This window comes from Zafaria sp. Z1313 (assembly GCF_050563205.1).
In the GTDB taxonomy this organism is placed as follows: domain Bacteria; phylum Actinomycetota; class Actinomycetes; order Actinomycetales; family Micrococcaceae; genus JAZDCJ01.
Genome location: NZ_JBNWUK010000012.1, coordinates 21,771 through 46,027, shown reverse-complemented (window position 1 = coordinate 46,027; position 24,257 = coordinate 21,771). Strand labels below are relative to the sequence as shown.

18 protein-coding genes, 2 tRNA genes and 1 riboswitch are annotated in these 24,257 nt (G+C 72.5%); of the genes, 11 read left to right on the top strand and 9 right to left on the bottom strand.

The annotated features are described in order from the left end of the window. Complete coding sequence (locus tag ACQ3I4_RS11750) at positions 1-1,974, bottom strand: FAD/NAD(P)-binding protein (protein WP_430633594.1); 1,974 nt, start codon at positions 1,972-1,974, stop codon at positions 1-3. Between the two features lie 96 nt (positions 1,975-2,070). Between ACQ3I4_RS11750 and ACQ3I4_RS11745 the strand changes: the two genes are divergently transcribed. Next, positions 2,071-4,203: a prolyl oligopeptidase family serine peptidase gene (locus ACQ3I4_RS11745; protein WP_329862815.1), complete on the top strand. Its 2,133-nt coding sequence runs from the start codon at positions 2,071-2,073 to the stop codon at positions 4,201-4,203. A gap of 70 nt (positions 4,204-4,273) precedes the next feature. Beyond that, positions 4,274-4,362 (top strand) — tRNA-Ser (locus ACQ3I4_RS11740). A gap of 54 nt (positions 4,363-4,416) precedes the next feature. On the opposite strand, the gene ACQ3I4_RS11735 is transcribed toward ACQ3I4_RS11740, so the two are convergent. Further along, positions 4,417-5,469, bottom strand: coding sequence for a hypothetical protein (locus ACQ3I4_RS11735; RefSeq protein WP_329862817.1), 1,053 nt, complete (start codon positions 5,467-5,469; stop codon positions 4,417-4,419). Positions 5,470-5,507: 38 nt separating this feature from the next. After that, entirely contained in the window at positions 5,508-7,634 is a 2,127-nt protein-coding gene (locus tag ACQ3I4_RS11730) for a RecQ family ATP-dependent DNA helicase (protein WP_329862819.1), read from the bottom strand. 166 nt (positions 7,635-7,800) lie between these two features. Here ACQ3I4_RS11730 and ACQ3I4_RS11725 point away from each other — a divergent pair, with 166 nt between their 5' ends. The 5 genes from ACQ3I4_RS11725 (at position 7,801) to thiC (ending at position 13,572) form a co-directional block, all read left to right on the top strand. After that, entirely contained in the window at positions 7,801-9,276 is a 1,476-nt protein-coding gene (locus ACQ3I4_RS11725) for a phosphomannomutase/phosphoglucomutase (protein WP_329862821.1), read from the top strand. Next, positions 9,273-9,746: a hypothetical protein gene (locus tag ACQ3I4_RS11720; protein ID WP_329862823.1), complete on the top strand. Its 474-nt coding sequence runs from the start codon at positions 9,273-9,275 to the stop codon at positions 9,744-9,746. The genes ACQ3I4_RS11725 and ACQ3I4_RS11720 overlap by 4 nt, the downstream gene beginning before the upstream one ends. Positions 9,747-9,773: 27 nt before the next feature. After that, positions 9,774-10,208, top strand: a complete 435-nt coding sequence (locus ACQ3I4_RS11715) for an RrF2 family transcriptional regulator (RefSeq protein WP_329862825.1) — start codon at positions 9,774-9,776, stop codon at positions 10,206-10,208. Between the two features lie 99 nt (positions 10,209-10,307). Continuing rightward, a complete protein-coding gene (locus ACQ3I4_RS11710; RefSeq protein WP_329862827.1) occupies positions 10,308-11,489 on the top strand; it encodes a globin domain-containing protein in 1,182 nt (393 codons plus the stop codon). 175 nt (positions 11,490-11,664) lie between these two features. Next, positions 11,665-11,772, top strand: a riboswitch (TPP riboswitch). Further along, on the top strand, positions 11,770-13,572 hold the full coding sequence (gene thiC / locus ACQ3I4_RS11705; RefSeq protein ID WP_329862829.1) for a phosphomethylpyrimidine synthase ThiC: 1,803 nt from the start codon (positions 11,770-11,772) through the stop codon (positions 13,570-13,572). Its footprint overlaps the riboswitch before it by 3 nt. A gap of 72 nt (positions 13,573-13,644) precedes the next feature. On the opposite strand, the gene ACQ3I4_RS11700 is transcribed toward thiC, so the two are convergent. The 4 genes from ACQ3I4_RS11700 to ACQ3I4_RS11685 all read right to left on the bottom strand — a co-directional run bounded on the left by ACQ3I4_RS11700 (position 13,645) and on the right by ACQ3I4_RS11685 (position 18,409). Further along, complete coding sequence (locus ACQ3I4_RS11700; protein ID WP_329862832.1) at positions 13,645-14,502, bottom strand: alpha/beta fold hydrolase; 858 nt, start codon at positions 14,500-14,502, stop codon at positions 13,645-13,647. Next, on the bottom strand, positions 14,499-15,026 hold the full coding sequence (locus ACQ3I4_RS11695) for a PadR family transcriptional regulator (RefSeq protein WP_329862833.1): 528 nt from the start codon (positions 15,024-15,026) through the stop codon (positions 14,499-14,501). The genes ACQ3I4_RS11700 and ACQ3I4_RS11695 overlap by 4 nt, the downstream gene beginning before the upstream one ends. 32 nt (positions 15,027-15,058) lie before the next feature. Beyond that, the gene (locus ACQ3I4_RS11690; protein WP_329862834.1) at positions 15,059-16,408 is read right to left on the bottom strand and encodes a hemolysin family protein; all 1,350 of its coding nucleotides are present in this window, start codon (positions 16,406-16,408) and stop codon (positions 15,059-15,061) included. Positions 16,409-16,561: 153 nt separating this feature from the next. After that, positions 16,562-18,409: a phosphoenolpyruvate carboxykinase (GTP) gene (locus ACQ3I4_RS11685; RefSeq protein ID WP_329862835.1), complete on the bottom strand. Its 1,848-nt coding sequence runs from the start codon at positions 18,407-18,409 to the stop codon at positions 16,562-16,564. A gap of 300 nt (positions 18,410-18,709) precedes the next feature. On the opposite strand from ACQ3I4_RS11685, the gene ACQ3I4_RS11680 reads away from it, so the two are divergent. From ACQ3I4_RS11680 to ACQ3I4_RS11665, 4 genes are all read left to right on the top strand, one after another. Further along, a tRNA-Arg gene (locus ACQ3I4_RS11680) sits at positions 18,710-18,786 on the top strand. Between the two features lie 145 nt (positions 18,787-18,931). Beyond that, positions 18,932-19,630 carry an ABC transporter ATP-binding protein gene (locus tag ACQ3I4_RS11675; RefSeq protein ID WP_329862836.1) on the top strand — a complete coding sequence of 233 codons (699 nt, stop codon included), beginning with the start codon at positions 18,932-18,934 and terminating at the stop codon, positions 19,628-19,630. Next, positions 19,627-21,882 (top strand): YhgE/Pip domain-containing protein, encoded by a 2,256-nt coding sequence (locus ACQ3I4_RS11670; RefSeq protein ID WP_329862838.1) that lies wholly within the window; start codon positions 19,627-19,629, stop codon positions 21,880-21,882. Before ACQ3I4_RS11675 ends, ACQ3I4_RS11670 begins: the two co-directional genes overlap by 4 nt. After that, positions 21,879-22,583 carry a TetR/AcrR family transcriptional regulator gene (locus ACQ3I4_RS11665; protein WP_329862840.1) on the top strand — a complete coding sequence of 235 codons (705 nt, stop codon included), beginning with the start codon at positions 21,879-21,881 and terminating at the stop codon, positions 22,581-22,583. Before ACQ3I4_RS11670 ends, ACQ3I4_RS11665 begins: the two co-directional genes overlap by 4 nt. Here the strand turns inward: ACQ3I4_RS11665 and ACQ3I4_RS11660 are convergent. Beyond that, positions 22,580-23,104, bottom strand: coding sequence for a SixA phosphatase family protein (locus ACQ3I4_RS11660; RefSeq protein WP_329862842.1), 525 nt, complete (start codon positions 23,102-23,104; stop codon positions 22,580-22,582). The genes ACQ3I4_RS11665 and ACQ3I4_RS11660 overlap by 4 nt on opposite strands. Before the next feature lie 227 nt (positions 23,105-23,331). Then, entirely contained in the window at positions 23,332-24,147 is an 816-nt protein-coding gene (locus ACQ3I4_RS11655; RefSeq protein WP_329862844.1) for a winged helix-turn-helix domain-containing protein, read from the bottom strand. Between the last annotated feature and the right edge of the window lie 110 nt (positions 24,148-24,257).

The following is a 24,257-nucleotide window of genomic DNA, read 5'->3' as shown; positions in this document are numbered from 1 at the left end:
CTACCGGGCGAGGCGCACGATCTCCGCGGCCACGGCGTCCGCATCCGCGAGGGTGCGGGCGCCGTGCTGCGCGTCGGCGCCGGCCTCGGCCGCGATGGCCGTCCCCCACTGCACGGAGGAGAGCTGCAGTCCCAGGACGAACACCGCGCGGTGGGCCACGCCGTCGGAATCGACCAGGCGGTAGGGCTCGCCGAGGACGTCGAACCCGGTGCCCGGCACTGTCTCGCCCTCCCCGGTCTGCACCGGCCTGGGGCGGGCCAGCCCGTCGCGCTGCAGCTGCAGCAGAAGCGGCGAATCGGTCTGCGCGACGCGGTTAGCCGGCATCATGGCCTCGAACATGTGGCGCGCGGCCACGGGCTCGGCGGCGACCCATGGCGAGGAGGCCGTGAAGCGCACCGCCTCGTCGTCGAGGGAGTACGCCGGATCGGGCCCGATGAACCGCACGATCCCCGCGCGCGCGAGCGCGGCCAGCTCCTCGATCCGCTGCACGGGTGGCCCGCTCGCCAGCCCCTCCACGAGCGGCTCGAACCAGCGCTGCAGCTCGTCCATGCGCGACGGCTCGTCGAGCAGCCCCTCGGCCACGATTCGCTTGATCTGCACGCGCCCGGCGTTCAGCGCGGCGATCGCCATCTTCTCCGGATCGTCCTCGCCGCGCTCCGAGGCCCGCGCGTCGGCCTCGAGGTAGGCGACAACGGCCTTCTGGTAGGCGGCGTCGTCGGCGAAGCCGTGCTCGGCGAACGGGTGCCCGAGCGCGACGACGTCGAACCAGCCCAGCTCCGGGGCGAGGTTCTCCACGAGGTCCCGGGCGAGCGTGCGCCAGACTTCCTGGCCGTGCGGGTAGGGGGCGCGCAGGACGCCGTCGAGCGCCTCCATGAACTCGGACGCCCCGCCGGGGAAGAGCTCGGGCCGCGTCCGGGCGGCGACGGAGTAGTAGGTGTGCAGGACGTCGCGGTGCAGCAGGGGCCAGATGTGCGCGCCGAACGCGACCTTTCCCTCGGGTTCGCCCGGCGCGCCCGAGGCGGCCAGGGCGTGGACGGCCTCGTAACTGAGGTGGCGCAGCTGGATCGACGGCGGGATGAACGCGTCCACGCAGGGCTTGGCCCGGTACGGCGTGCCGCGCCGGGAGCCGGCGTGGAGTATGGGTTCACGCCCGCTCGCCAGGTACTCGAGCCGCCGCCCGGGACCGTCGCCCGACTGGACGAACCCTCCCCCGCGGCCGACGGTCAGCTGCACCATCGCGTCGAAGAAGTTCAATCCCAGGCCGCGGACCAGGACGGGACGCCCGGGCGGGTAGACGGACCAGTCGACGTCGGAGGGGACGTTGGGCCGCTGGTAGTGCAGGCCCGCCGCGTCGGCGCGCCGGCCGGCGGCCTCCTGCCTCTGGTTGGGGCGTGCGGGGACGTGCCCTACGGCGAGTACGACGGCGTCGGCCTCCAACCGTGCGCCGCTTCCGTCGGCGTCGCGCAGTTCGAGGGAGTACGACGCCTCGCCCCGGCGCAGGGCCGTGGCCTCGGCGCGGACGTGTTCGACGCCGGCCACGAGGGGGTGGGCGCGCAGCCTTGCGGCGACGGTGTCGAAGAGGTGGCGCAAGTAGCGGCCGTAGAGCGCGCGGCACGGGTAGTCGCCCGGGCCCAGGGAGGCGAGCTCGCGCTCCTCGGCGGCGGCGAGGACGCAGCCGTCGCCGCCGGACCGCCGCCATTGATCGAAGCTCAGGCCGGCCCCGTCGCCGGTCCGGGGCGGCGCGGCCGTCGGGTAGAGGGCGGGCGTGTTCATCAGGAAGAGCCGCGACTGGCCCGGGTCCCAGACATGCCCCGAGCCCGGATCCCACGGATCCACGACGCTCACGTGGATCTCCCGGCCGGGGGCGGCATCGATCTCCCGGGGGTCCTCGAGCCGCTCCAGGAGACGCTCCAGAACGGAGGTTCCGCGGGGTCCTGCGCCTACGACGACCAGGCGGAACGGCTCGGTGCGCACGGGGCGACTCCCTCCAATGTCTGTGGATCCGTGCCGGGCACGCACGGGATCCCAGCCTATCGCGGGCACCCCACGGCGGCGTGGCAGACTGGCGGCATGACCGGCAACGAACCCCTTCACAGCACGGAACCGCACCCCGCTACCGACGCCGACGATGCCTACGGGTGGCTCGAGGACATCCACGGCGACGATGCCCTGGACTGGGTCCGGAGGCAGAACGAGGCCACGGAGGGAATGCTCGTCGACGGTGCCCACCGCGAGCTCGAGCGATCGCTCCTGGAGGTCCTCGACGCGGAGGACCGGATTCCGGGCGTCGCCAAGCACGGTGGGCACTACTACAACTTCTGGCAGGACCGGTCCCATCCCAAGGGTCTGTGGCGGCGCACGAGCTGGGACTCGTATGCCTCCGACGCGCCGGACTGGGAGGTCCTGCTCGACGTCGACGCCCTCGCAGCAGCGGACGGCACGGACTGGGTCTTCGCGGGGACGCGCCTGCTGCGTCCGGCCGACGGCGAGCCGTACAGCCGCGCGCTCGTCCGGCTGTCCCCGGATGGCGGTGACGCCGTGCGGGTGCGCGAGTTCGACCTCGGGGCGCGGGACTTCGTCGACGGCGGCTTCGACATCCCGACGGCGAAGACCGTGGTCTCCTGGGCGGGGCCGGACGCCCTCTACCTCGGCACGGACTTCGGCGAAGGATCCCTCACCCGCTCCTCGTACGCCCGCACCTGCCGCCGGCTTGAACGGGGCCAGGACCCCGCCGACGCGCCCGAAGTCTTCGCCGTCGACCCGGACCACGTCCTGGCCCAGGTCCACTACGACCCGACGCCCGGATTCGAGCGCTCCGTGGCCGTGGACGTCGTCGACTTCTACAACACCCGGACCTCCGTGCTGCGCGACGGCGCGTGGGTCACGGTGGACGTCCCGAGCGACGTGTCGGTGTCGCTGCACCGCCAGTGGGTGTTGTTCAGCCCGCAGACGCCCTGGGAGATCGACGGGCGCACGATCGCCGCCGGTTCGCTCGCCGTCGCCGAGCTCGAGGCCTTCCTCTCCGGCGACCGCCGCGTCGCGGAGGTCTTCATCCCGGACGGGCGCTCGACGCTCGCCTCGTTCGACTTCACGCGCGACCACCTGCTGCTCAACGTCCTGCGGGACGTCAGCTCGCGGCTCCTCGTCGCCGACCCGGCCGACGGGTGGGCCACGGCGGAGGTGGAACTCGGCGCCGCCCTCCACACGACATCCGTCTCGGCGGTCGACGACGAGGACCCGGCGACGGCGAACGACGTCTGGATCACCTCGACCGGCTTCCTGACGCCCTCCACCCTGTCCCGGGCGACCCTGGGCCCCGGAGCCACGGGTCCCGGCGCCGTGCAGGTGGTCAAGCGCGCCTCCGCCCACTTCGACGCCGGTGACCTGCGCGTCGCCCAGCACTTCGCGGTGAGCGACGACGGAACCCGGGTGCCGTACTTCGAGGTCGCCCCCGCGGACCTGGAACTGGACGGCGCCAATCCCGTGCTCATGAACGGCTACGGGGGCTTCCAGACCTCGCTCGCGCCGGCCTACGCACCGCTCGTGGGGCGGGCCTGGCTCGCGCGCCGCAACAGCGCGGGGCGCGGAGGCGTCTACGTCGTGGCCAACATCCGGGGCGGCGGCGAGTACGGCCCGGGCTGGCACCGGGCGGCGCTGCGGGAGAACCGCCACCGCGCCTACGAGGACTTCGCGGCGATCGCCCGCGACCTGGTCCGTCGCGGCGTCACGAGCCCGCGGCTCCTCGCGGCCACGGGCCGGAGCAATGGCGGGCTGCTCATGGGCAACATGATCACGGGCTACCCGGAGCTCTTCGGGGCGGTCTCGTGCGGGGTTCCGCTCCTGGACATGCGCCGCTACACGCGGCTGTCGGCGGGGCATTCCTGGATCGCCGAATACGGGGATCCCGACGTCCCCGGTGACTGGGAGTTCCTGCGCACCTTCTCGCCCCTACACCGTCTGGACGATCCACTGCCGGACGGCGCCCGGTATCCGGCGTCCCTGATCTGGACCGCGACGAGCGATGACCGCGTGGGGCCGGTGCAGGCGCGGAAGATGGCCGCGAAGATGCAGGATCTCGGCGCGGATGACGCCTGGTACCACGAATCCCTCGACGGCGGACATGCCGGAGCGAGCGACAACCGCCAGACGGCCGAGATGCTCGCACTCAGCTACGGATTCCTCTGGAGGATGCTCGACCGCTAGCGCCGGGGCGGCCTTTTTGTGTGGCGCGCCCGCTTTCGGTAGGCTTGAGTGGCTGGTTCTCACCAGCGCTGGACACGTGCCAGAGCGGCCGAATGGACTTCACTGCTAATGAAGGGTCGGGGTTAAACTCGACCGGGGGTTCAAATCCCCCCGTGTCCGCTGAAAACCCCCTCGTCAGAGGGGGTTTTCACGTTTCTCGAGCGCCGTGGAGCGTCAGCCGTTGAAGGCGTCGAGCAGCTGCAGGACGACCGCGACCGGCAGGCCGGTGTTGCGGTGGACGATCTCGGCCGCGTCATTCATCCGTCCGGCGCTGACGTGCTCCAGGAAGAGCTCCCGGTCGGCTGGCGGCAGGTCGGCGGCGCTGAAGCGCACCGGCCCGGACGGGCCGTCGCCCTCGAAGCTGAAGTCCGAGACGTGGCGGCCGGCCGCGGAGGCCGGGCCGTCGACGGGTGCCGACTCGAGGAGCCTCTGGATCGCGGCGGCATCGAGGCCCGAGTGCGCCGCGAACAGCGCCGCGGCCCCGGCGAAGTCGTGGTCGCGCAGCAGCGACTGGAACTGGTCGCCCTCGGCCGGGGGCAGCTCGTTGGAGCTGAACTCGTGGGACTCACCATTGCGTTCGGCGGTGATCTTGAAGACCGACGTGGTCCGGCCGGCGCCGCTGCCGAACTTCTCCGACCATTCCTCCGGGACCACGAAGTCGCCGTCGAAGTCGCCCGTGCTGCGCCGCACGTTGCGCGCCGGGGCGGGTACGGTCTCGTCGACGTCGGAGGGTGCGCCCGTCTCGCCGGACGTCCCGCCCTCCCTGTTTTCGGCGGAATCCTCCTCGGTTCCCCCGCTGGTCCCCGGGCCGTCGGCGGGAGGCTCGACGGCCCGGGCGGCGTCTCCGGAGCCGGCGGCGTCGGACGCGGGGTCGAGCCGATCCGCCGTGCCCGCGGTGTCGGCGCCGCGAGGTCCGGCCCCGCCGCCCGCCTGACCGTGCACCTGGGGGTGCGCCTCAAGGCTGCGGACGGCGACGATGCACTGCTTGACGCCCTGGCCGGTGGCCTCGCGGTAGCCGCGGACGGCCCCCATGAAGTCCCCCCGGGCGATCGCCTGGTACACGGCTCGGTGCTGGTCGGCGTTCAGCCGGGACGCCGCATCCCGCGCGGCGTCCGGACCGATGGAACCGGCGACCTCGGCGGAGTTCTTCTTGCGCAGCGAGCTGATCCACCACCAGGCTCCACCCACGAGGAGCAGCGGCACCAAAACCCACAGCGTAGTCTCCATGCCGTCCAGTCTAGGCCGCGCGGACGAACCGGGCGGGCTCAGCCGGCCAGGCCCAGGACGAACGGCAGGACGCCCGGGGCGCCCGCCCGGCGCAGCGTCCGGGCCGCCTCGGTGAGCGTCCACCGGCTGTCGGCGAGGTCGTCGACGAGGAGCACGGGGCCGGATGCCCCCGCGAGCCGTTCCGCCAGCGCCGGCGGGACGGCGAACTGGTCCCAGACCGAGGCCAGCCGGAAGGCCGAGTTGCCGCCCGCCTCGCCCCGCGGTCCTTCGTCGGCGTACGCCAGCTCCCCGGCGTAGGGCAGCCGGCCGATCCCGGCCAGGCCCTCGGCCACGGACCGCACGAGCAGCGGGCGCGTCCTCGACGGCATGGAGACCACGGCGACGGGCCGCTCGCTCCATCCCCACCCGGCCAGGACGCCGACGCACGCCCGGACGAGGGCCTCGTCCGCGGGAGCGTCCTCCGCCCCGGGCGCGAACAGCGTCCGCAGCCGGCCGCCCCATCCGAGGTCGGTGAGGCGGGCCAGCGCGCGGCCGGCCGCCATCTGCTCCCCGGCCGGGATCTTGCCCTTGAGCGGCACGCCGAGGCGGTCCATGCCCCCGGGCCACATCGCCCGCGGCTCGAGCTCGGTCCCGACGCGGCCGAGGGCCGCCTGGGCGCTGTCCTTGGCGTCTTCCGCGAGGGAGTCCCCGAACCAGGTGCCGGCGCAGTTGTCGCACCGGCCGCAGGGGGCGGCCGTCGGGTCGTCGAGGGCCCGGGCGAGGAACTCCATGCGGCAGGACGTCGTGTTCTCGTAGTCGAGCATGGCGTTCTGCTCCGCGACGCGGGCCGCTGCGACGCGGGCGTACCGCTCGGCGTCGTAGTGCCACGGGGCCCCCGTCCGGATCCAGCCGCCTTGGACCCGTTCCACGGCGCCGTCGACGGCGAGCACCTTCAGAAGCAGTTCGAGCGGCGTGCGGCGGATGTTCACGCGGGCCTCGAGCGCGGGGACGGAGACCGCGCCCTGCGCCGAGCCGAGCTCCTCGAGCACGGCGTGCGCGCGCTGCTCGTCCGGCATCGACGACGTGGCGAAGTACCGCCAGATCTCGCGGTCCTCCGGCCCCGGGAGGAGCAGGACGTCGGCGTTGTCCGTCCCGCGGCCGGCACGGCCGACCTGCTGGTAGTAGGCCACGGGCGAGCTCGGAGCGCCGACGTGGACCACGAACCCGAGATCCGGCTTGTCGAAGCCCATGCCCAGGGCGCTCGTCGCCACGAGCGCCTTGACCTCGTTGTCCTTGAGCGCCTGTTCGGACGCCGCGCGCTCCTCGGTGTCGGAGCGGCCCGTGTAGGCGCGGACCTCGTGCCCGGCCTCGCGCAACAGGCGCGTGATGTCCTCGGCCGCGGACACGGTGAGCGTGTAGATGATGCCGCTGCCCGGCAGCTCGGACAGGTGGCTCAAGAGCCAGGCGAGCTGTGCCCGCGGGCTCGGCAGCCGCAGCACGCCCAGACGCAGGGAGCGCCGCGCGAGCGGGCCGCGCAGGGTGAAGACGTCGGCCCCGCCGACGGCGAGCTGCTCCTCGATGTCGTGGACGACGCGCTCGTTGGCCGTGGCCGTGGTCGCGAGGACCGGCACGGCGTCGTCGAGGGTGCCGATGAGGTCCTTGATCCTCCGGTAGTCCGGCCGGAAGTCGTGTCCCCAGTCCGAGATGCAGTGGGCCTCGTCGATGACCAGCAGGCCCATGCGGCGCACCAGCTCCGGCAGCTGGCGCTCGCGGAAGGCCGGGTTGTTGAGGCGTTCCGGCGAGACGAGCAGGACGTCGACCTCGTCGGCGTCGAGCCGGGCCAGGACGTCGCCCCACTCGAGCGCGTTGGCGGAGTTGATGGCCTCGGCGCGGACTCCCGCCCGCCCGGCGGCGGCCACCTGGTCCCGCATGAGCGCGAGCAGGGGGCTGACGATGAGGGTCGGCCCCGCCCCCCGGGCCCGCAGCAGCAGGCTCGCCACGAAGTAGACGGCGGACTTGCCCCAGCCGGTGCGCTGCACGACGAGCGCCCGCCGTCCCCCGTCGACGAGGGCCTCGATCGCCTCGAACTGCCCGTCGTGGAAGTCGGCGTCCTCCCGCCCCACGAGGCGGCGCAGCACCGCCGTCGCGCTCTCCCGAAGTCCCGTACCCGTCGTCGTCTCAACCATGCGCCCCAGTATTCCAGCCGCTGCCGACGCTTCGGCCCGCCGGCCCGGGGCTGTGGAGCGGGACGGGGTCCCGGGGCGTTGTGGAGGAGCGGTGCCGGTCGGACTCAGCCGGCATCTCACGGGCCGCGGGGCCGAAGCGTCACCGGCAGCGGCTAAGCTCGAACCCGTGCAGAGCGAGATTGATCTTTCCGAGTCCTTCAAGGCCTACGACGTGCGCGGGATCGTGGGCGAGACCATCACCGAGGAGAGCGTGGAGGCCGTCGGCGCGGCCTTCGTGGACGTCCTGGGCCTGGCCGGTTCCACGGTGCTGGTCGGCGGGGACATGCGTCCGTCGTCTCCGGCGTTCTCCCGCGCCTTCGCGCGCGGGGCGGCCTACCGGGGCGCCGACGTGCGGATGCTCGGGCTGATCTCCACCGACGAGCTCTACTTCGCGTGCGGGATCCTGGACGCGGCGGGCGTGGTGTTCACCGCGAGCCACAACCCGGCCGAGTACAACGGGATGAAGATGGCCCTGGCCGGCGCGGTCCCGGTCTCCTCCGATACCGGCCTGTACCGGATCCGGGATGTCGCCCAGTCCTACCTGGCCGAGGGCCTGCCGGTCTCCGGGGACGCCCCGCAGGGCCGGGTCGGGGACGTCGACGTGCTCGCGGACTACGCCGCGTACCTGCGCTCGCTCGTGGACCTGTCCGGCATCCGGCCGCTGAAGGTCGTCGTCGACGCCGGCAACGGGATGGCGGGCATGACGACGCCGGCCGTGCTCGGGGACGCCCTGCTGCCGGGTCTTCCGCTGGAGATCGTGCCCCTGTACTTCGAGCTGGACGGCACCTTCCCGAACCATCCGGCCAACCCGCTGGAGCCGGAGAACCTGCGGGACCTGCAGGCCGCGGTCGTGGAGCACGGGGCGGACATCGGCCTGGCGTTCGACGGCGACGCGGACCGCTGCTTCGTGATCGACGAGCTCGGCGCCCCGGTCTCGCCCTCGGCGGTGACCGCGCTCGTGGCCCGCCGCGAAATCGCCCGCGCGAAGGCCGCGGGCGAGGAGGCCCCGGTGGTCATCCACAACCTGATCACCTCCCGGGCGGTGCCCGAGCTCGTGGAGCACGACGGCGGACGCCCCGTGGTCACGCGGGTGGGACACTCGTTCATCAAGGCCGTGATGGCGGCCGAGGGCGCCGTGTTCGGCGGCGAGCACTCGGCCCACTACTACTTCCGCGACTTCTTCAATGCCGACACCGGCATGCTCGCGGCGATGCACGTCCTGGCGGCCCTGGGCGGGCAGGAGCGCCCGCTCTCGGCGCTGGCCGAGGAGTACGAGCCCTACTTCGCCTCCGGCGAGCTGAACTCGCGGATCGAAGACAAGGACGCGGCCGTGGCCCGCGTGCTCGGGGCCTTCGCCGCCGGCCACGACGGCAACGGCGGCCGCGGAACGATCGCCCTCGACGCGGAGGGCCTCAAGGGCGCCGGCACCGTCGTCGAACGCCTCGACGGAACCACGATCGCCGCGGCGGACGGCTCCTTCTGGTTCAACCTCCGCCCCTCCAACACCGAGCCCTTCCTGCGCTACAACGGCGAGGCGAGGGACCCCCAGACCATGGAACGCGTCCGCGACGCCGTCCTCGAGATCGTCAGGAGCACCGCATGAGCGAGAACCGCATCACCGAGCTGGGCCCCGAGGCCCACCTGCAGCTGAACCGCGTCCTGGGCACGGCCCTCGGCGTCGCCCGCGAGCAGCTCGAGGCCAACGGGGTCTTCCTGCCGTTCGCGGTCGCCCTGGAAGCGGCCCAGGACGGAGCCGAGGGCGAGCTGCGCCTCCTCGCCGTGCAGCCGCCGGCGGACGACGACGATCCGGAAGTGGACATCGACGCCGAGGCGATGATGGGCGACCTCGTCGAACTCCTGGGGCAGCAGCGCGAGGGCTTCACCGCGATCGCCCTCGTCTCCGACGTCACGCTGCTCGAGGAGGACCGCGACGCCGTGCACGCCAACGCGGAGCACAGCGAGGGCGGGGCGGTCGCCGTCGTCCAGGCCTACACGCCGCCCGCCGCGGAGGGTGGCGAGTGGGCCTTTGCCGAGCCCGCGGCGGAAGCCGGCGAGCTGCTCATCTGGGGCTGACCCCGCCCGGGCTGGGACACTGAGGGAGTGAAGCTCAACGCCTTCGGCGACGTCTGCCTGCGCATCCTGATGCTGCTCGGCTCCCGGGAGGGAGAGCAGCTCACGAGCCGCGCCGTCGCCGAGGCGATCGGCATCCCCTACAACCACGTCAGCAAGGCCGTCCTCGAGCTCGGCCGGCGCGGCGCGCTCGAGGTGGCGCGCGGGCGCACGGGCGGGGCGCGGATCACCCCGGCGGGCCTGGGGCTCAGCGTCGGCTCCCTCCTGCGCAGCCTCGACGAGCAGCCCGACGTCGTGGACTGCACCTCCGGCGACCACGCGTGCCCGCTGATCGCGGGCTGCCGCCTCCGCGGGGCGCTCAACCGGGCGCGCGAGGCCTTCTACGCGGAGCTCGATCCCCTCACCATCGCGGACCTCACCCGGGATCCGCGCCTCGTCCGGCTTCCGCTGCCCACCTTCCCCTGACGCGACCGCCCGACTTGCGAGTAACTTCTACGAGGCGTAGAAATGAATCATAAAACTTGCATACTCAATGCAAGTAATCACTTTCAGCGAGGAGACGCCATGCTGTCCGAGAAGTCCCGTCCCGTCATCGAGGCCACGCTGCCGGTCATCGCCGAGCGCATCGGAGCGATCACCCGGAAGTTCTACGCGGGCCTGTTCGCCGCCCACCCGGAACTTCTCGACGGGCTCTTCAGCCGCGCCAACCAGAAGAACGGGACCCAGCAGAAGGCCCTCGCCGGCTCGATCGCGGCCTTCGCGACGCATCTCCTGCAGCACCCGGACACCCTGCCCGAGGCCGTCCTGTCGCGGATCGCCCACAAGCACGCCTCGCTCGGGATCGTCGAGGAGCAGTACCCGATCGTCTACGAGCACCTCTTCGCCGCGATCGCCGATGACCTCGGGGATGCCGTCACCTCCGAGGTCGCCGAAGCCTGGACCGAGGTCTACTGGCTCATGGCCGACGCGCTCATCAAGCTCGAGAAGGGCCTCTACGCCCGGCAGGCGAACGACAAGGCGTGGACCCCGTGGCGCCTCGTGGCGCGGGAGGCCGCCGGCGGGGGATCGGCCACGTTCCGCTTCGCCCCGGCCGACGACACCCCGGTGACGGAGGCCCTCCCGGGCCAGTACGTCTCGATCCGCGTGGCTCTGCCCGACGGCGTGCGGCAGTGCCGCCAGTACACGCTCTCCGGCAACGTCGCCTCGAGGACCGAGCGCGTCGTCACGGCCAAGCTCGACGAGGGCGGCGAGGTCTCCCCGTTCCTGCACCGCGGGCTGGGGATCGGCGACGTCGTGGAGCTCTCGAATCCCTACGGCGACCTCACGATCGACGCCGGCGGCGCGCCGATCGTCCTGGCCACGGCAGGCATCGGCTGCACACCCAGCGCCTCCGCCCTCGAGGCCCTCGCGGCCGGGGCCTCCGAGCGCCGGGTCCTGGTCCTCCACGCCGAACAGCGCGCCGACAGCTGGTCGCTCCAGGCGCAGATGCGCTCCGCCGTCGAGGCCCTGCCGAACGCGGAGCTGAGGCTGTGGCTCGAGGACACAACGGGCGCCCCCGGCGAGTGGGAGGCAGCGGAGGGCCTCATGGACCTCTCCGGACTCGAGCTTCCGGCGGACGCGACGCTGTATCTGTGCGGGCCGCTGCCGTTTATGCGCGCCGTCCGATCCCAGGCGATCGACGCGGGCATCCCGGCCACGAGCATCCACTACGAGGTCTTCGGCCCCGACCTCTGGCTCGCCGCCTGAGCCGGGCCCCGGCGTCGTTCCGTCCACGGCGGCGCGGCGACGGGGCGCGCCGGAGCCGGGGCACGACGCCGATGCCCCCTCGGGCGCGGAGCACGCCGGAGCCGGGAATCGATGTCGGTGCCGCCTTGGGGGCGGCACCGACTTGGTGCCCGGGGCCACTTCGCGCTAGGCTCGGGCCCGTCCACACGGGTGCCCCGGCAGGGGCTGAGATCGGGCTGACGCCGCCTGCGACCGTCGAACCTGTCCGGGTCATGCCGGCGTAGGAAGTGAGGGCTCCTCCGTGAGCGATTCAAGAGAAAACCCGTCCATCCACCGTGCCTCCGAGCAGCATCCGGCGCACTCCCCGGCGTTCCTCGAGGACCCCGGCCGGGGCCTGCGCGTCCCGGTCACGGCGATCGAGCTCGACGACTCCCCCGACGGGACGCCGAACCCGCCCCTTCACGTCTACCGCACCGCGGGCCCGGGCGGCGACCCGCTCGAAGGGCTTCCCCCGTTCCGCGCCGCGTGGATCGCCGGCCGCGGCGACACAGAGGAGTACACGGGGCGCGGCCGCGAGCTGCTCGACGACGGCCGGGCGGCCGTGCGCCGTGGCGCGGCCTCCGCCGAGTGGAGGGGCGTCCGCCCGGTCCCGCGGCGCTCGATCGAGGGCCGGCGGGTCACGCAGATGCACTACGCCCGCGCCGGGCTCGTCACCGAGGAGATGCGCTACGCGGCCCTGCGCGAGGGCTGCGACCCGGAACTCGTGCGCAGCGAGCTCGCGGCGGGCCGGGCGATCCTGCCGGCGAACGTCAACCACCCGGAGTCGGAGCCGATGGTGATCGGCAAGGCGTTCCTCGTGAAGATCAACGCGAACATCGGCAACTCTGCCGTGACGAGCTCGATCGCGGAGGAGGTGGACAAGCTGCAGTGGGCCACGCGCTGGGGCGCGGACACGGTCATGGACCTCTCCACGGGTGACGACATCCACACCACGCGCGAGTGGATCCTGCGCAATTCGCCGGTCCCGATCGGCACGGTGCCCATCTACCAGGCGCTCGAGAAGGTCGGCGGAGACGCGGCCAAGCTGGACTGGGACGTCTTCCGGGACACCGTGATCGAGCAGTGCGAGCAGGGCGTGGACTACATGACCATCCACGCCGGCGTGCTGCTGCGCTACGTCCCGTTGACGGCCGAGCGGGTCACGGGGATCGTCTCCCGCGGCGGCTCGATCATGGCCGGCTGGTGTCTGGCCCACCACCGCGAGAACTTCCTCTACGAGCGCTTCGACGAGCTGTGCGAGATCTTCGCCCGGTACGACGTCGCGTTCTCGCTCGGCGACGGCCTGCGGCCCGGCTCGATCGCGGACGCGAACGACGCCGCCCAGTTCGCCGAGCTGGACACCCTCGCCGAGCTGACGAAGCGGGCGTGGGAGTTCGACGTCCAGGTCATGGTGGAGGGGCCCGGGCACGTGCCGCTGCACCTCGTGCGGGAGAACGTGGAGCGGCAGCAGGAGCTGTGCGACGGCGCCCCGTTCTACACCCTCGGCCCGCTCGTCACGGATGTCGCGCCGGGCTACGACCACATCACGAGCGCCATCGGGGCCACGGAGATCGCCCGCTACGGCACGGCGATGCTCTGCTACGTCACGCCGAAGGAGCATCTGGGCCTGCCCAACAAGGACGACGTCAAAACGGGAGTGATCACCTACAAGATCGCCGCGCACGCTGCCGACCTGGCCAAGGGCCACCCGGGCGCCCGGGAGCGCGACGACGCCCTGTCCAAGGCGCGCTTCGAGTTCCGTTGGAAGGACCAGTTCGCCTTGTCACTGGATCCGGCGACGGCGGAGGCGTTCCACGACGAGACGCTGCCGGCCGAACCGGCCAAGACGGCGCATTTCTGCTCGATGTGCGGGCCGAAGTTCTGCTCGATGCGGATCTCCCAGGACATCCGCCGGCAGTTCGGCGGCGCTGCCGAGCAGGAGGAGCTCGCCGGGGCCATCCAGGCCGGCATGGACGCCAAGAGCCGCGAGTTCGCCGCGTCGGGATCGAGCGTGTACCTGCAGCCGACGATCCCCGTCGGCCCGGGAGCCGCCGGCCGCGGCTGACCCGGCGGGCCGGCCCCGTGAAGCCGGGCCCCGGCGTCGTCCTGAATCCGGACGACGCCGGGGCCCCGGGGGCTACGGTTCGCGCAGCCGGGGGTGCGCCTCGCCGCGCTCGATCCACGCGCGGACCATGGCGTTGAAGAAGAGCGGGTCCTCGATGCTCCACTGGTGGTGCATGCCGGGGGCGAGGCGGAAGACGGCGTCCGGCTTGGCCTGGGCGATCTCGGCGAAGCCCTTGCGCACCACCGACGGTTCCTTGGCGCCGGCGACGACGAGCAGCCGGCCCGCGAAGTCCGCGAGCCCCCCGGGCACGCCGCCGGCGTAGACCTCCTCCATCATGGCCTTCATGTTCTCGGGGCGCAGCGTTAGCCCGTGGTCCGAATACAGGCGGCGCGAGTCGGCCGGGATCCCGAACGCGCCGGCCTGCATCTTCCAGAACCATTCGGCGTCCCAGAAGCGCAGCTGGGCCGCCGCGGCGACCCGGACACCGGGACCGACGGGGCGGACCGCCGCCCCGCTGAAGACCGCGCTCTCGACGAGCTCGGGGTGGCGGGCCAGGACGCGCAGGCCGACGACCGCCCCGAGCGAGAGCCCCACGAGGTGGACGCGCCCGTCCTCGATCTCGTCGGCGACGAACGCGGCGACGTCGTCCGCGGCGCTCTCCAGCCCGGCCCAGTCCTCGGCCGCACGGGCGCCGAAGCCGGGCAGGTGCGGCGTGAACACGCGGTAGTCGGCGAAGCCCTTGACCTGCGGGTCCCACATCCAGTTGGCGACGTTGCCGCCGTGCAGGAACACGAGCGTCCGGGCGGGGCGGCCGTCGGCGCGCGGGCGCCGGGGGCGGTGGATCTCGGGGTACGACGCCGGATCGGGCCTGGCCGGGTCCGTCCCGGCGGGGGTTTCGGCGGGTGCTCCGCGCTGACGCCACGGGCTCATGGAAGGTTCCCTTCGACGGAGGCGAGCCAGTCCAGCTCCGCCTCGACGTGGATGATGCCGTTGTCGAGCGTCGCGGCCATGAGGTAGCTGCGGCGGTCGGCCAGCGCGGCGGGCTCGAGCTCCGCCCGCAGCACGCGGTAGGCGTCGCGCAGCTCCTGGGCCTCGAGGCGGCGGGCCCGGAGCAGCTCCACGACGTCGGCGCGCTCGAGCGAGCCGGCGAAGAACACCCTGCCCAGGAACGGCTCCCGCTCCGGCTGGCGTTCGAGCGGGCCCGTCAGCCACGCGTGCAGCGCCTCGCGACCGGCGTCCGTGATGTGGTGCTCCTGCCGCGAGGGGTAGTTCTCCTGCGGCACGGTGCGTACCGTGGCGAGCCCGTCGGCGACCAGTTGGGACAGCGTGCGGTAGATCTGGGCCTTGTCCGCGTTCCAGAAGTGGTTGATGCTCGAGTCGAAGTGCTTCTTGAGGTCGTAGCCCGTCATGGGCGCCAGGCTGAGGAGCCCCAGGATCAACCGTGCCAGGATCATGGGATCATTCTGCCAGCAAGCTAGGTGAAATGTCACCTAGGTGAGCCGGGCGTGTCCCCGGCTCCGCCTCCGTCCGCCGCGGCCGTCCGCTCGACCCCCACGCGCACGATGCGCCGCCGGTCCATGGACTGGACCTCGAGGCGGAACCCCGGCCCCTCGACGACGTCGCCCACGACGGCCAGCCGGCCCAGGACGTCCATGATGTAGCCGCCCAGGGTCTCGTAGGCGCCACTGTCGGGGACCGCGATCCCGGCCACGTCGGGCAGCTCCTGGACGATCAGCGAGCCGTCGACGACGAGCGTGCCCCCGACGGCCCCCGGCACCCCGGACAGTTCGGCGCGCACGTCGTACTCGTCGTAGATCTCCCCCACGATCTCCTCGAGCAGGTCCTCCAGGGCCACGATGCCGTCGGTTCCCCCGTACTCGTCGACGACCACCGCGAGCTGCTGCCCCTCCGCGCGCAGCCGTGCCAGCGCGGCCAGGGCGTTGACGCTGCCCGGGAACACCGCCACGGGGCGGGCGATCGAGCCCACGGTGCCCGCACCGGCGTCGCCCTCCTCCCTCCGCCCCGCGGCCCGCACCAGGTCGAGGACGTGCACGAACCCCACGAGGTCGTCGTGGTCCCGGCCGTAGACCGGGTAGCGGCTGTGGCCGAAGCGGCCGGCGGCGGCGAGCGCGTCCCCGATGGACAGCGAGGCGGCGAGGAAGTCGACCTGCGGGCGCGGGCGCATGACCTCCTGCACCGTGCGCTCGGCCGCCTCGAAGACGTCCTCGAGGATCCGCCGGTGCTGCTCGGGGATCTCGCGGCTCTGCGCGACGAGCGCCTTGACCTCCTCCGCGCTCACGGCCGAGGTGCGCACCGAGGGGTCGCCGCCGAGGAGCCGGACGACGACGTTGGTGGAGGCGGAGAGGAACCAGATGGCCGGCTTCATCGCGGCCGCGAAGACGCCCAGCGGCGGAGCGGCGATCCGGGTGAAGCCCACGGCGCGCTGCATCGCGATCCGCTTGGGCACGAGCTCGCCGAACACCAGCGAGAGGTAGGCGATCAGCAGCGTCAGGAGCACCAGGGCCGCCGTGTCGGCGAGGCCGCCCGGCACACCCGCCGCCTCGAGCACCGGGACCAGGTCCGGGGCGATCGTGGCGGCGCCGTAGGCCGAGGAGAAGAAGCCGGCGACCGTCACGCCGATCTGCACGGCGGCCAGGAAGCGGTTGGGATTGCGGACGAGCTCGGCCGTCCGGCGCCCGCGGGGCCCCGACGACTCGATGCGGTGGATCTGGCCCTCCCGCAGGTTCACGATCGCCATCTCCGTGCCGGCGAACACTCCGCCGATGAGGACGAATAGCAGCACCAGCGCCAGGTTCAACAAGGTATCGGCGTCCATGTACCGACGCTAGGGCACGCGGGGCCGCCGTGTCCCGGTCCGGGCGAGACTGGATGCCGAACCGCAATCCGCTCCGCACGCAGAAGGGAGGGGGCGCGCCCGTCGGCACACCCCCTCCCCGGCCACCCCCAGTCGCGGCGGCTTTGGTTCCCGCTAGTCGGCGCCCAGGCGCTCCTTGAGGCCCGCGAGCTCGTCCTGCAGGGTCTGCGGAAGCGAGGCGCCGAAGTTGGCGTACCACTCCTCGATGCTGGCCAGCTCCTGCTTCCACTCCTCCGCGTCCACGGCCACGGCGACCTCGACGTCCGCGGGCGTGAAGCCCTCCAGACCGGCCAGGTCGACGGACTCGCCGGTCGGCACGTAGCCGATCGCGGTCTCGCGGGCGTCGGCCTTGCCCTCGATGCGCTCGATCGCCCACTTCAGGACGCGCGAGTTGTCGCCGAAGCCGGGCCACGCGAAGCCGCCCTCCGGCGTGCGGCGGAACCAGTTGACGAGGAAGATCCGCGGCAGGCGCTCCGGATTGGCCTTGGCCTCGATCGAGTCCCAGTGGTTCAGGTAGTCGCCGGCGTCGTAGCCGATGAACGGCAGCATCGCCATCGGATCGCGGCGGACCCGGCCCACGGCGCCCGCGGCGGCGGCCGTGGTCTCCGAGGACAGCGTCGAGCCCATGAAGATGCCGTGCGTCCAGGAACGGGCCTCGGTCACGAGCGGGATGGTGGTCTTGCGGCGGCCGCCGAAGAGGATCGCGTGGATCTCGACGCCGTCCGGGCTGTAGTACTCCTGGGCCAGCATGTCGATCTGGTCGATCGGGGTGCAGAAGCGGGAGTTCGGATGCGCGGCCGGGCGGTCGGCGTCCGGGGTCCACTCGTTGCCCTGCCAGTCCGTCAGGTGGGCCGGGACCTCCTCGGTCATGCCTTCCCACCACACGCCGCCGTCGTCCGTGAGGGCGACGTTGGTGAAGATGGAGTTGCCCTTGGTGATGGCGCGCATGGCGTTGGGGTTGGTGCCCCAGCCGGTGCCCGGCGCGACCCCGAAGAGGCCGTACTCGGGGTTCACGCCGCGCAGCTCGCCGGCCTTGCCGATGCGCATCCAGTTGATGTCATCGCCCAGGGTCTCGGCCTTCCAGCCGTCGATCGTGGGGTCGAGCAGGGCCAGGTTGGTCTTGCCGCAGGCGGACGGGAAGGCTGCGGCGACGTTGTACGCCTTGCCCTCGGGGCTCGTGAGCTTGAGGATCAGCATGTGCTCGGCGAGCCAGCCCTCGTCGCGGGCGATCACGGAGGCGATGCGCAGCGCGTAGCACTTCTTGCCCAGCAGGGCGTTGCCGCCGTAGCCGGAGCCGTAGGACCAGATGGAACGCTCCTCGGGGAAGTGCACGATCCACTTCTCCTCGTTGCACGGCCACGCCACGTCCTCCTGGCCGGGCTCGAGCGGGGCGCCGACGGAATGCAGGGCCGGGACGAAGAACGCGTCCTCGGCCTCCATCTTGCGCAGGACGTCGTTGCCGATGCGGGCCATGATCCGCATCGAGGCCACGACGTAGGCGGAGTCGGTGATCTCCACGCCGTACTGGGGCTGCTCCGCGTCGAGCGGACCCATGACGAAGGGGATGACGTACATGGTGCGGCCCCGCATGGCGCCCGTGAAGAGGCCCTTGAGCTTGGCCTTCATCTCGGCCGGGTCCATCCAGTTGTTGGTGAAGCCGGCGTCGCGCCTCTCCTGGGAGCAGATGAAGGTCTGTTCCTCGACGCGGGCCACGTCCTTGGGATCGGAGAAGGCCGCGAAGCTGTTGGGGAAGAGCTCCTGGTTGAGGCGGATGAGCGTCCCGGCGTCGACCAGCTCTCCGGTCAGGCGCTCGTTCTCCTCCTGGCTGCCGTTGACCCAGTAGACGGCATCGGGCTGGGTCATCTCGGCAACCTCGGCAACCCAGGCGGCGAGCCCTCCGTGCGTGGTCGGCGCGGTTTCCTGGACGCTGTCCAGGACCTGCTGGTCGGAGCTCTCGCTCATATCAATTCCCTCCATTGGGCTGACACTTGATGCCTTCGATGCTAGGTCTGGCGCTCGTGGCGCCGATGTGATGCACTTCGCCCCTACCGGAACGTAACCATGGGGCAGTCGTAGGGATCCGCGGAATCCCGGGCTTTTCGGCAGGCCTAGTGTGATTAAGGTCACATAGACCGGTCTAGTTGCTCCCCCGTCATCCGAACCCCTCCGGCCCCGATCCACCCAGGGCGCCCACCTCGATTTTGACCCCGCGCGGAGAGTCTGTATAGTTGTTCGAGGCCGCCGACGAGACGGGCCGAACAAGCGCCCATAGCTCAGCTGGATAGAGCGTCTGTCTACGGAACAGAAGGTCAGGGGTTCGAATCCCTTTGGGCGCACCAATGACACCCCCGGGAACCGCAAGGTTCCCGGGGGTGTTTTGCGTTGCCGCACACCTCAGCCCCGACGCCCCCACCCTCGGCCCCGCCACACAACCCCCTGATGCGGCTATTTGAACTGACCAGTCAGTTCAAATAGAATCGAACCGTGCTCATCGCCGATTCCGTCGCCCTCGAGGGACGCCACGCCACCCTTCTGGAACCGACCTCCCTCAAGGCCGCCCAGGGCAGCGTGCTGATTGTCGCCGCGCCGACCCAGGACACCCGCACCGCGCTCTCGCTCATCCTCACCGGCAGGATGAAGCCGGATGCCGGCACCGTCGCGTGGGAGGGAACGCCGGACAGGCGGACCCTGCGCCGGGCGAGCACGCTCGTCGACTCCCCGGCGATCAACGAACCGGAACAGCACCTGCGCGTGCGCGATCTCGTCGCCGAGGACCTCGCCCTGCTGCCCGGCCCGTTCTGGCGACACCGCTCCTCCGACGCATGGCTCGACGCGCACGGGCTGGAGCACCTGGCCCGCGAGTGGGTCGACGCGGTCGAACCCGTGACGCGGCTGCGCCTGCTCGCCGCCCTCGGCCTCGAGGACGCCCGCTCCCGCCTGCTCGTCTTCGACTCCCCCGAGCGCCATGGCCTCTCCGGCGACGCGTGGGCCACCGTGCTGCGGGACATCGCGGGCGGGCGCCGGCACCCCGCCGTCGTCGCCGTCGCCTCCCGCATCCCCGCCGACTGGACCGGGGCCACGGCCGCGGCCGGCGGCGACCACCTGCCCCGCGGGACCTCCCCCGACGGCGAGACGCCCTGGGAAGCCGATCCGCTGCCCACCACGAGCGAGGTCCACGCATGACCGCCCTCCGCCTGGCCCTCTCCGAGCTCAAGCGCATGACCCACGGCCGGCTGCCGAAGATCGCGGTCGTCGCCCTGACCCTGGTCCCGCTCCTGTACGGGGCGCTGTACCTCTACGCCAACTGGGACCCGTACGGGCACCTCGACAAGGTCGACGCCGCGATCGTGAACCTGGACCGCGGCGCCACGTCCGATTCCGGCCCCCTCGAAGTCGGCGACGACGTCGTCGACTCCCTCCTCGAGGACGGGACGTTCGGCTGGCGGACCGTGGACACCCGAGAGGCCGCTGCCGCGGGCGTGGCCTCCGGCGACTACGCGTTCGCCCTGGTCATTCCGGAGGACTTCTCCGCGAACCTCGCCTCCCCCGAGGATTTCGACGCCGCACGGCAGGCCGTCCTCGAGCTGACCACCAACGACGCGAACAACGCCATGATCGGCACCATCGCGGACAAGCTCGCCGGAGAGGTCCACAACAGCGTCGCCGCCGAGGTCGGCGAGCAGACCGCCGACGCCCTGCTGACGGGCTTCGGGCGCATCCACGGCCAGCTCTCGCAGGCCGCCGACGGGGCCGGCGAGCTCCACGACGGCACCTCGCGGCTCGCCGACGGGGCGGAGGACCTCGCCGACGGAACGGGGCAGCTGTACGACGGCGGAGCCTCCCTCGCGTCCGGTGCCCGGGAGCTGCACGCCGGCACCGGGCAGCTGCTCGCCGGCCAGGAGAAGCTCGCCGCTGGCGCGGACCGGCTGTCCTCGGGCGCCGGGGAGCTCTCCACCGGCGCGGGGACCCTCGCCGACGGGCTCGGCACCCTCGAGTCCCGCACGGCCGGGCTGCCGGCGTCGACCCGCGAGCTCGCCGACGGAGCCGCGTCGGCCACGGACGCCGCGCACCGGCTCGCCGACGGAGCGGAGCAGGTCGCCGAGGGCAACGAGACGCTCAACGCCAAGGTGCAGGACGCCGCTGCGGTCATCGAGGCCCTCGAATCCGACGCCGAGGCCCGGCTTCAGGCCGCCTCGCAGGCCCTCGTCGACAACGGCGTCCTCACGGCCGGGCAACAGGCGGAACTCGAGGAGGCCCTGCGCGCCCGCGCGGCCGACTCCGCTGTCCTGCATCAGGCCCGCGAGTCCCGGCAACAACTGGCCACCGCGGAAGCGCAGATCGCCCAGCTCGCCTCGGGCTCGCGCGAAGTGGCCGACGGCGCACGGCAGCTCGCCGCGGGAACCGATCGGCTCGCGGCGGGCACCGACACCCTCGCGGACGCCGTCCCCGCGCTCGCGGGCGGCATCGCCGACGCAGCGGACGGCGCGGGCCGCCTCGGCGACGGGGCCGCCGAACTGTCCCAGGGGGCCTCGACGCTGGCCACGGGGCAGCGGGAGGCCGTCGGCGGGGCCCGGACGCTCGACTCCGGGGCGGCACGGCTCGAGGACGGCTCGGCCGAACTCGTCGACGCCGCCGGACGGCTGCGCGACGGCGCCGGTGGGCTCGCTTCCGGGGCCCGGCAGGTCGACGACGGCGCGGGCGAGCTCGCCGTCAAGCTCGGTGAGGGCGCGGACCAGGTCCCGAATCCGGACGATGCGCAGAAGCAGCGCGTCTCCCACGTCATCGGGGACCCGGTCGCGATCAGCTCCACGGCCCAGACCGAGGCGGGCAGCTACGGCCAGCAGCTGGCCCCGTTCTTCCTGACCCTGGCCCTCTGGATCGGGGCGTTCATGCTGGTCCAGCTCATGCGGCCCATCACCCGCCGCGCCCTGGCCTCCAACGCCGCGGACTGGAAGATCGCGATCGGCGGGTGGCTCCCGTTCCTCGCCATCTCGTTGGTCCAGTCCACGCTGCTGTACGGCGTCGTGGTGTTCGGGCTCGGACTCGAGTCCGCGCACCCGTGGATGACGTGGGCCCTGCTGCTGGGCGCATCGCTCGCCTTCAGCGCGCTCATCCAGGGCATCGTGGCCTTCCTCGGCACGCCGGGGAAGATGGTCGTGCTGATCCTCCTGGTCCTCCAGCTCGTCTCCGCCGGCGGCACGTTCCCCTGGGAGACGACCCCGGAGCCGCTGCACGCCGCGCACCAGATCCTGCCCATGGGCTACATCGTGACGGGCATGCGGCACTTGATGTACGGTGCGGACCTGGCGGTCATGGGCCCCGTGGTCCTGGCGCTCGCCGCGTACGCCGTCCTCGGCGTCGTGCTCAGCATCCTCGCCGTACGCCGCCGCAAGACCTGGACCCTGACCACCCTGCACCCGGAGATGGCCGAATGAGCACGACCGCACCACCCCCCGCCCACCCCGTGCGCCGCCCCGGGCGGACCGAGGCGACCCGCCACAAGGTCTTCCAGGCCTCCATGGAACTCATCGGCGAACGCGGAACGCACGGCGTCACGGTCGACGAGATCGCGGCGGCCGCGGGCGTCTCCAAGGGCACCGTGTACTACAACTTCGGGTCCAAGTCGGAGCTGATCGGCCAGCTCCTGCGCTTCGGCGCGGACCTGCTCATCGAGCGGCTGCGGGCCGGGGCGGACCGGCCCGGGCCGCGCGAGGCGCTCGGTGCCATGGCCCGGGCCGCGCTGGAGTTCATGGAGGAATACCCGTCCTTCGCGCAGCTGTGGGTCAGCGAGATGTGGAGGACGCCGAGCGAGTGGCGCACGACGCTCGAGGCCCTGCGCGCCGACGTCCTGGGCGTCGTGCGGGCCGCCGTCGAGCGGGCGCTCCCCGCTCCGGAGCCGGGTGCCCCGGGGGCCGCCCACACCGGTCAGGACGGCGCCGGGGCCCGGCCGGGTGGGCCGGCCGACCTGGGTGACAGTGCCGGTACCGGCACCAGCGCCGGTGCGCGCGCGGACGTCGTCGCGACGGCGGTGTTCGGGGCGACGCTCGTCCTGGGCCGCGACCGGCACGCGTTCCACCCGGAGCGCGGGATCGACGAATGCGTCGAGGCGGTCCTCGCCTTCCTGCCCCGGGCCTAGGGCCGGGGCACCACGAAGTCGGAGACCCGGGCGTCGCGCCCGTCGAGCTCTGCCCACGGCTTCTCGATATCCATCACCGTCAGCCCCAGCGTCGGGTAGCGCGTCGCGAGGTCCATCACGGCGTCCTCGTCCGATTCGACCGAGGCCAGCCGCATCGCGAGCTCCTGGACGGTCGGCAGATGACCGATCACCAGGAGCGTGCCCACGGTCTCCGGGGTCTCGTTGACGATCGAGAGGAGCTGCGTCGCCCCGGCTCCGTAGACGCGCGAGTCGAGGTACGGCGTCGGGCCCTGCTCACCCAGCTCGCTGCCCACCCAGGCGCACGTCGAGCGGGCGCGCAGCGCGTCCGAGCAGACGATGTAGTCCGGGATCCGGCCGTTCTCCACCATCCAGCGCCCGGCCAGCGGCGCCTCGCGGTCGCCCCGCCCGGCCAGCGGGCGGTCGTGGTCCGGGACCCCGAGCGGATAGTCCGACTTGGCGTGCCGCAACAACATCAGGCGCTTGAGGTGGTGGTCGCTCATGGCTCCAGCTTAGGCGCCCGGCCGCGGGTCGCGGAGGGGGCGGGGCCGCGGTCGGAGAAGGCGGGGACAGGCAAGCGGCGCCGCACCCCCCCCAGGGTGTGGAGCCGCCATCCTTCCGGGGGGAAGCTCCTCGATGCTGTGCCCGTTGGGGGGAGGGGGTGGGAAAGGAAAGCTGCCCCCCCCCCTCCCTGGGGGTGCGGCGCCGCCGTCGTTCAGGAGGAACGTTCCTAGATGCTGTACTCCGGGGCAGCCCACACGACGACCTCGGGGTGCTCGTAGAAGCGGTAGCCCTGGCCGCGGACGGTGCGGACCGTGTTGGCGAGGCGGCCCAGCTTGGAGCGCAGGCGGCGGATGTGCACGTCGATGGTCCGCTCGTTCGGGACCTCCTCGGCGTTGCGCCACAGATTGCTCAGGAGCTCCTCGCGGCCGACGGTGCGGGAGCCGTTCTCGACGAGGTAGTTCAGGAGCTCGAACTCCTTGAAGGTGAGGTTCAGCGAATCGCCGTCGAGGTGGACCTCGCGGCGGGAGAGGTCGATCAGGACGCCGGACGGGCGCGGCGCGGACTGCTGCTGGCGGCCGCCGGCCTCGCCGCGCGGGCGGCGGGAGACGGTCGGATCGCCGAGCGCCTGGCGGACGACGTCGATGTTCTCGCCCGTCGCGTTGGCCGGGGCCAGGGCGACGGCGGCGTGGGTCTGCGCGTCCGGCGCGAGGGTCTGCAGGAAGGCGCGGACCTGGGTCGCGAGCTTGCCGAGGGAGGTCCCCTGCGCCTGGGCCGTGGACTCGTCGAGGCCCACATAGAGGACGAAACCACGGGCGGCCGTGTCATTGGAGACGGCCTGCGGTCCGGGCGTTCCGTTCGGGGCGACCACCGGAGTCGGCGCGGTGGTCGGGTGCGCGTCCTGGGTCCCCGGGACCGCGTGGAGCTGGCGGAAGCCCTGCGGAGCCCCGTAGCCGCTGTGCCCGGCAGGCTGGCGCTGCGCGGCGGCGGCACGGTTCTGGGCGTTGCGGATCGAGATGTGGACGTATCCGGAAGTCACGGACATGGTGATACCTCTAACTGTGCGGAGAGCCTGTGAACGGCCTGAATGCTGGTGGTTCTTCGGCGGGCCGGGTGGGGCCACCGGGATGCCTGGTCGGCGTCGGACTGCCTGTG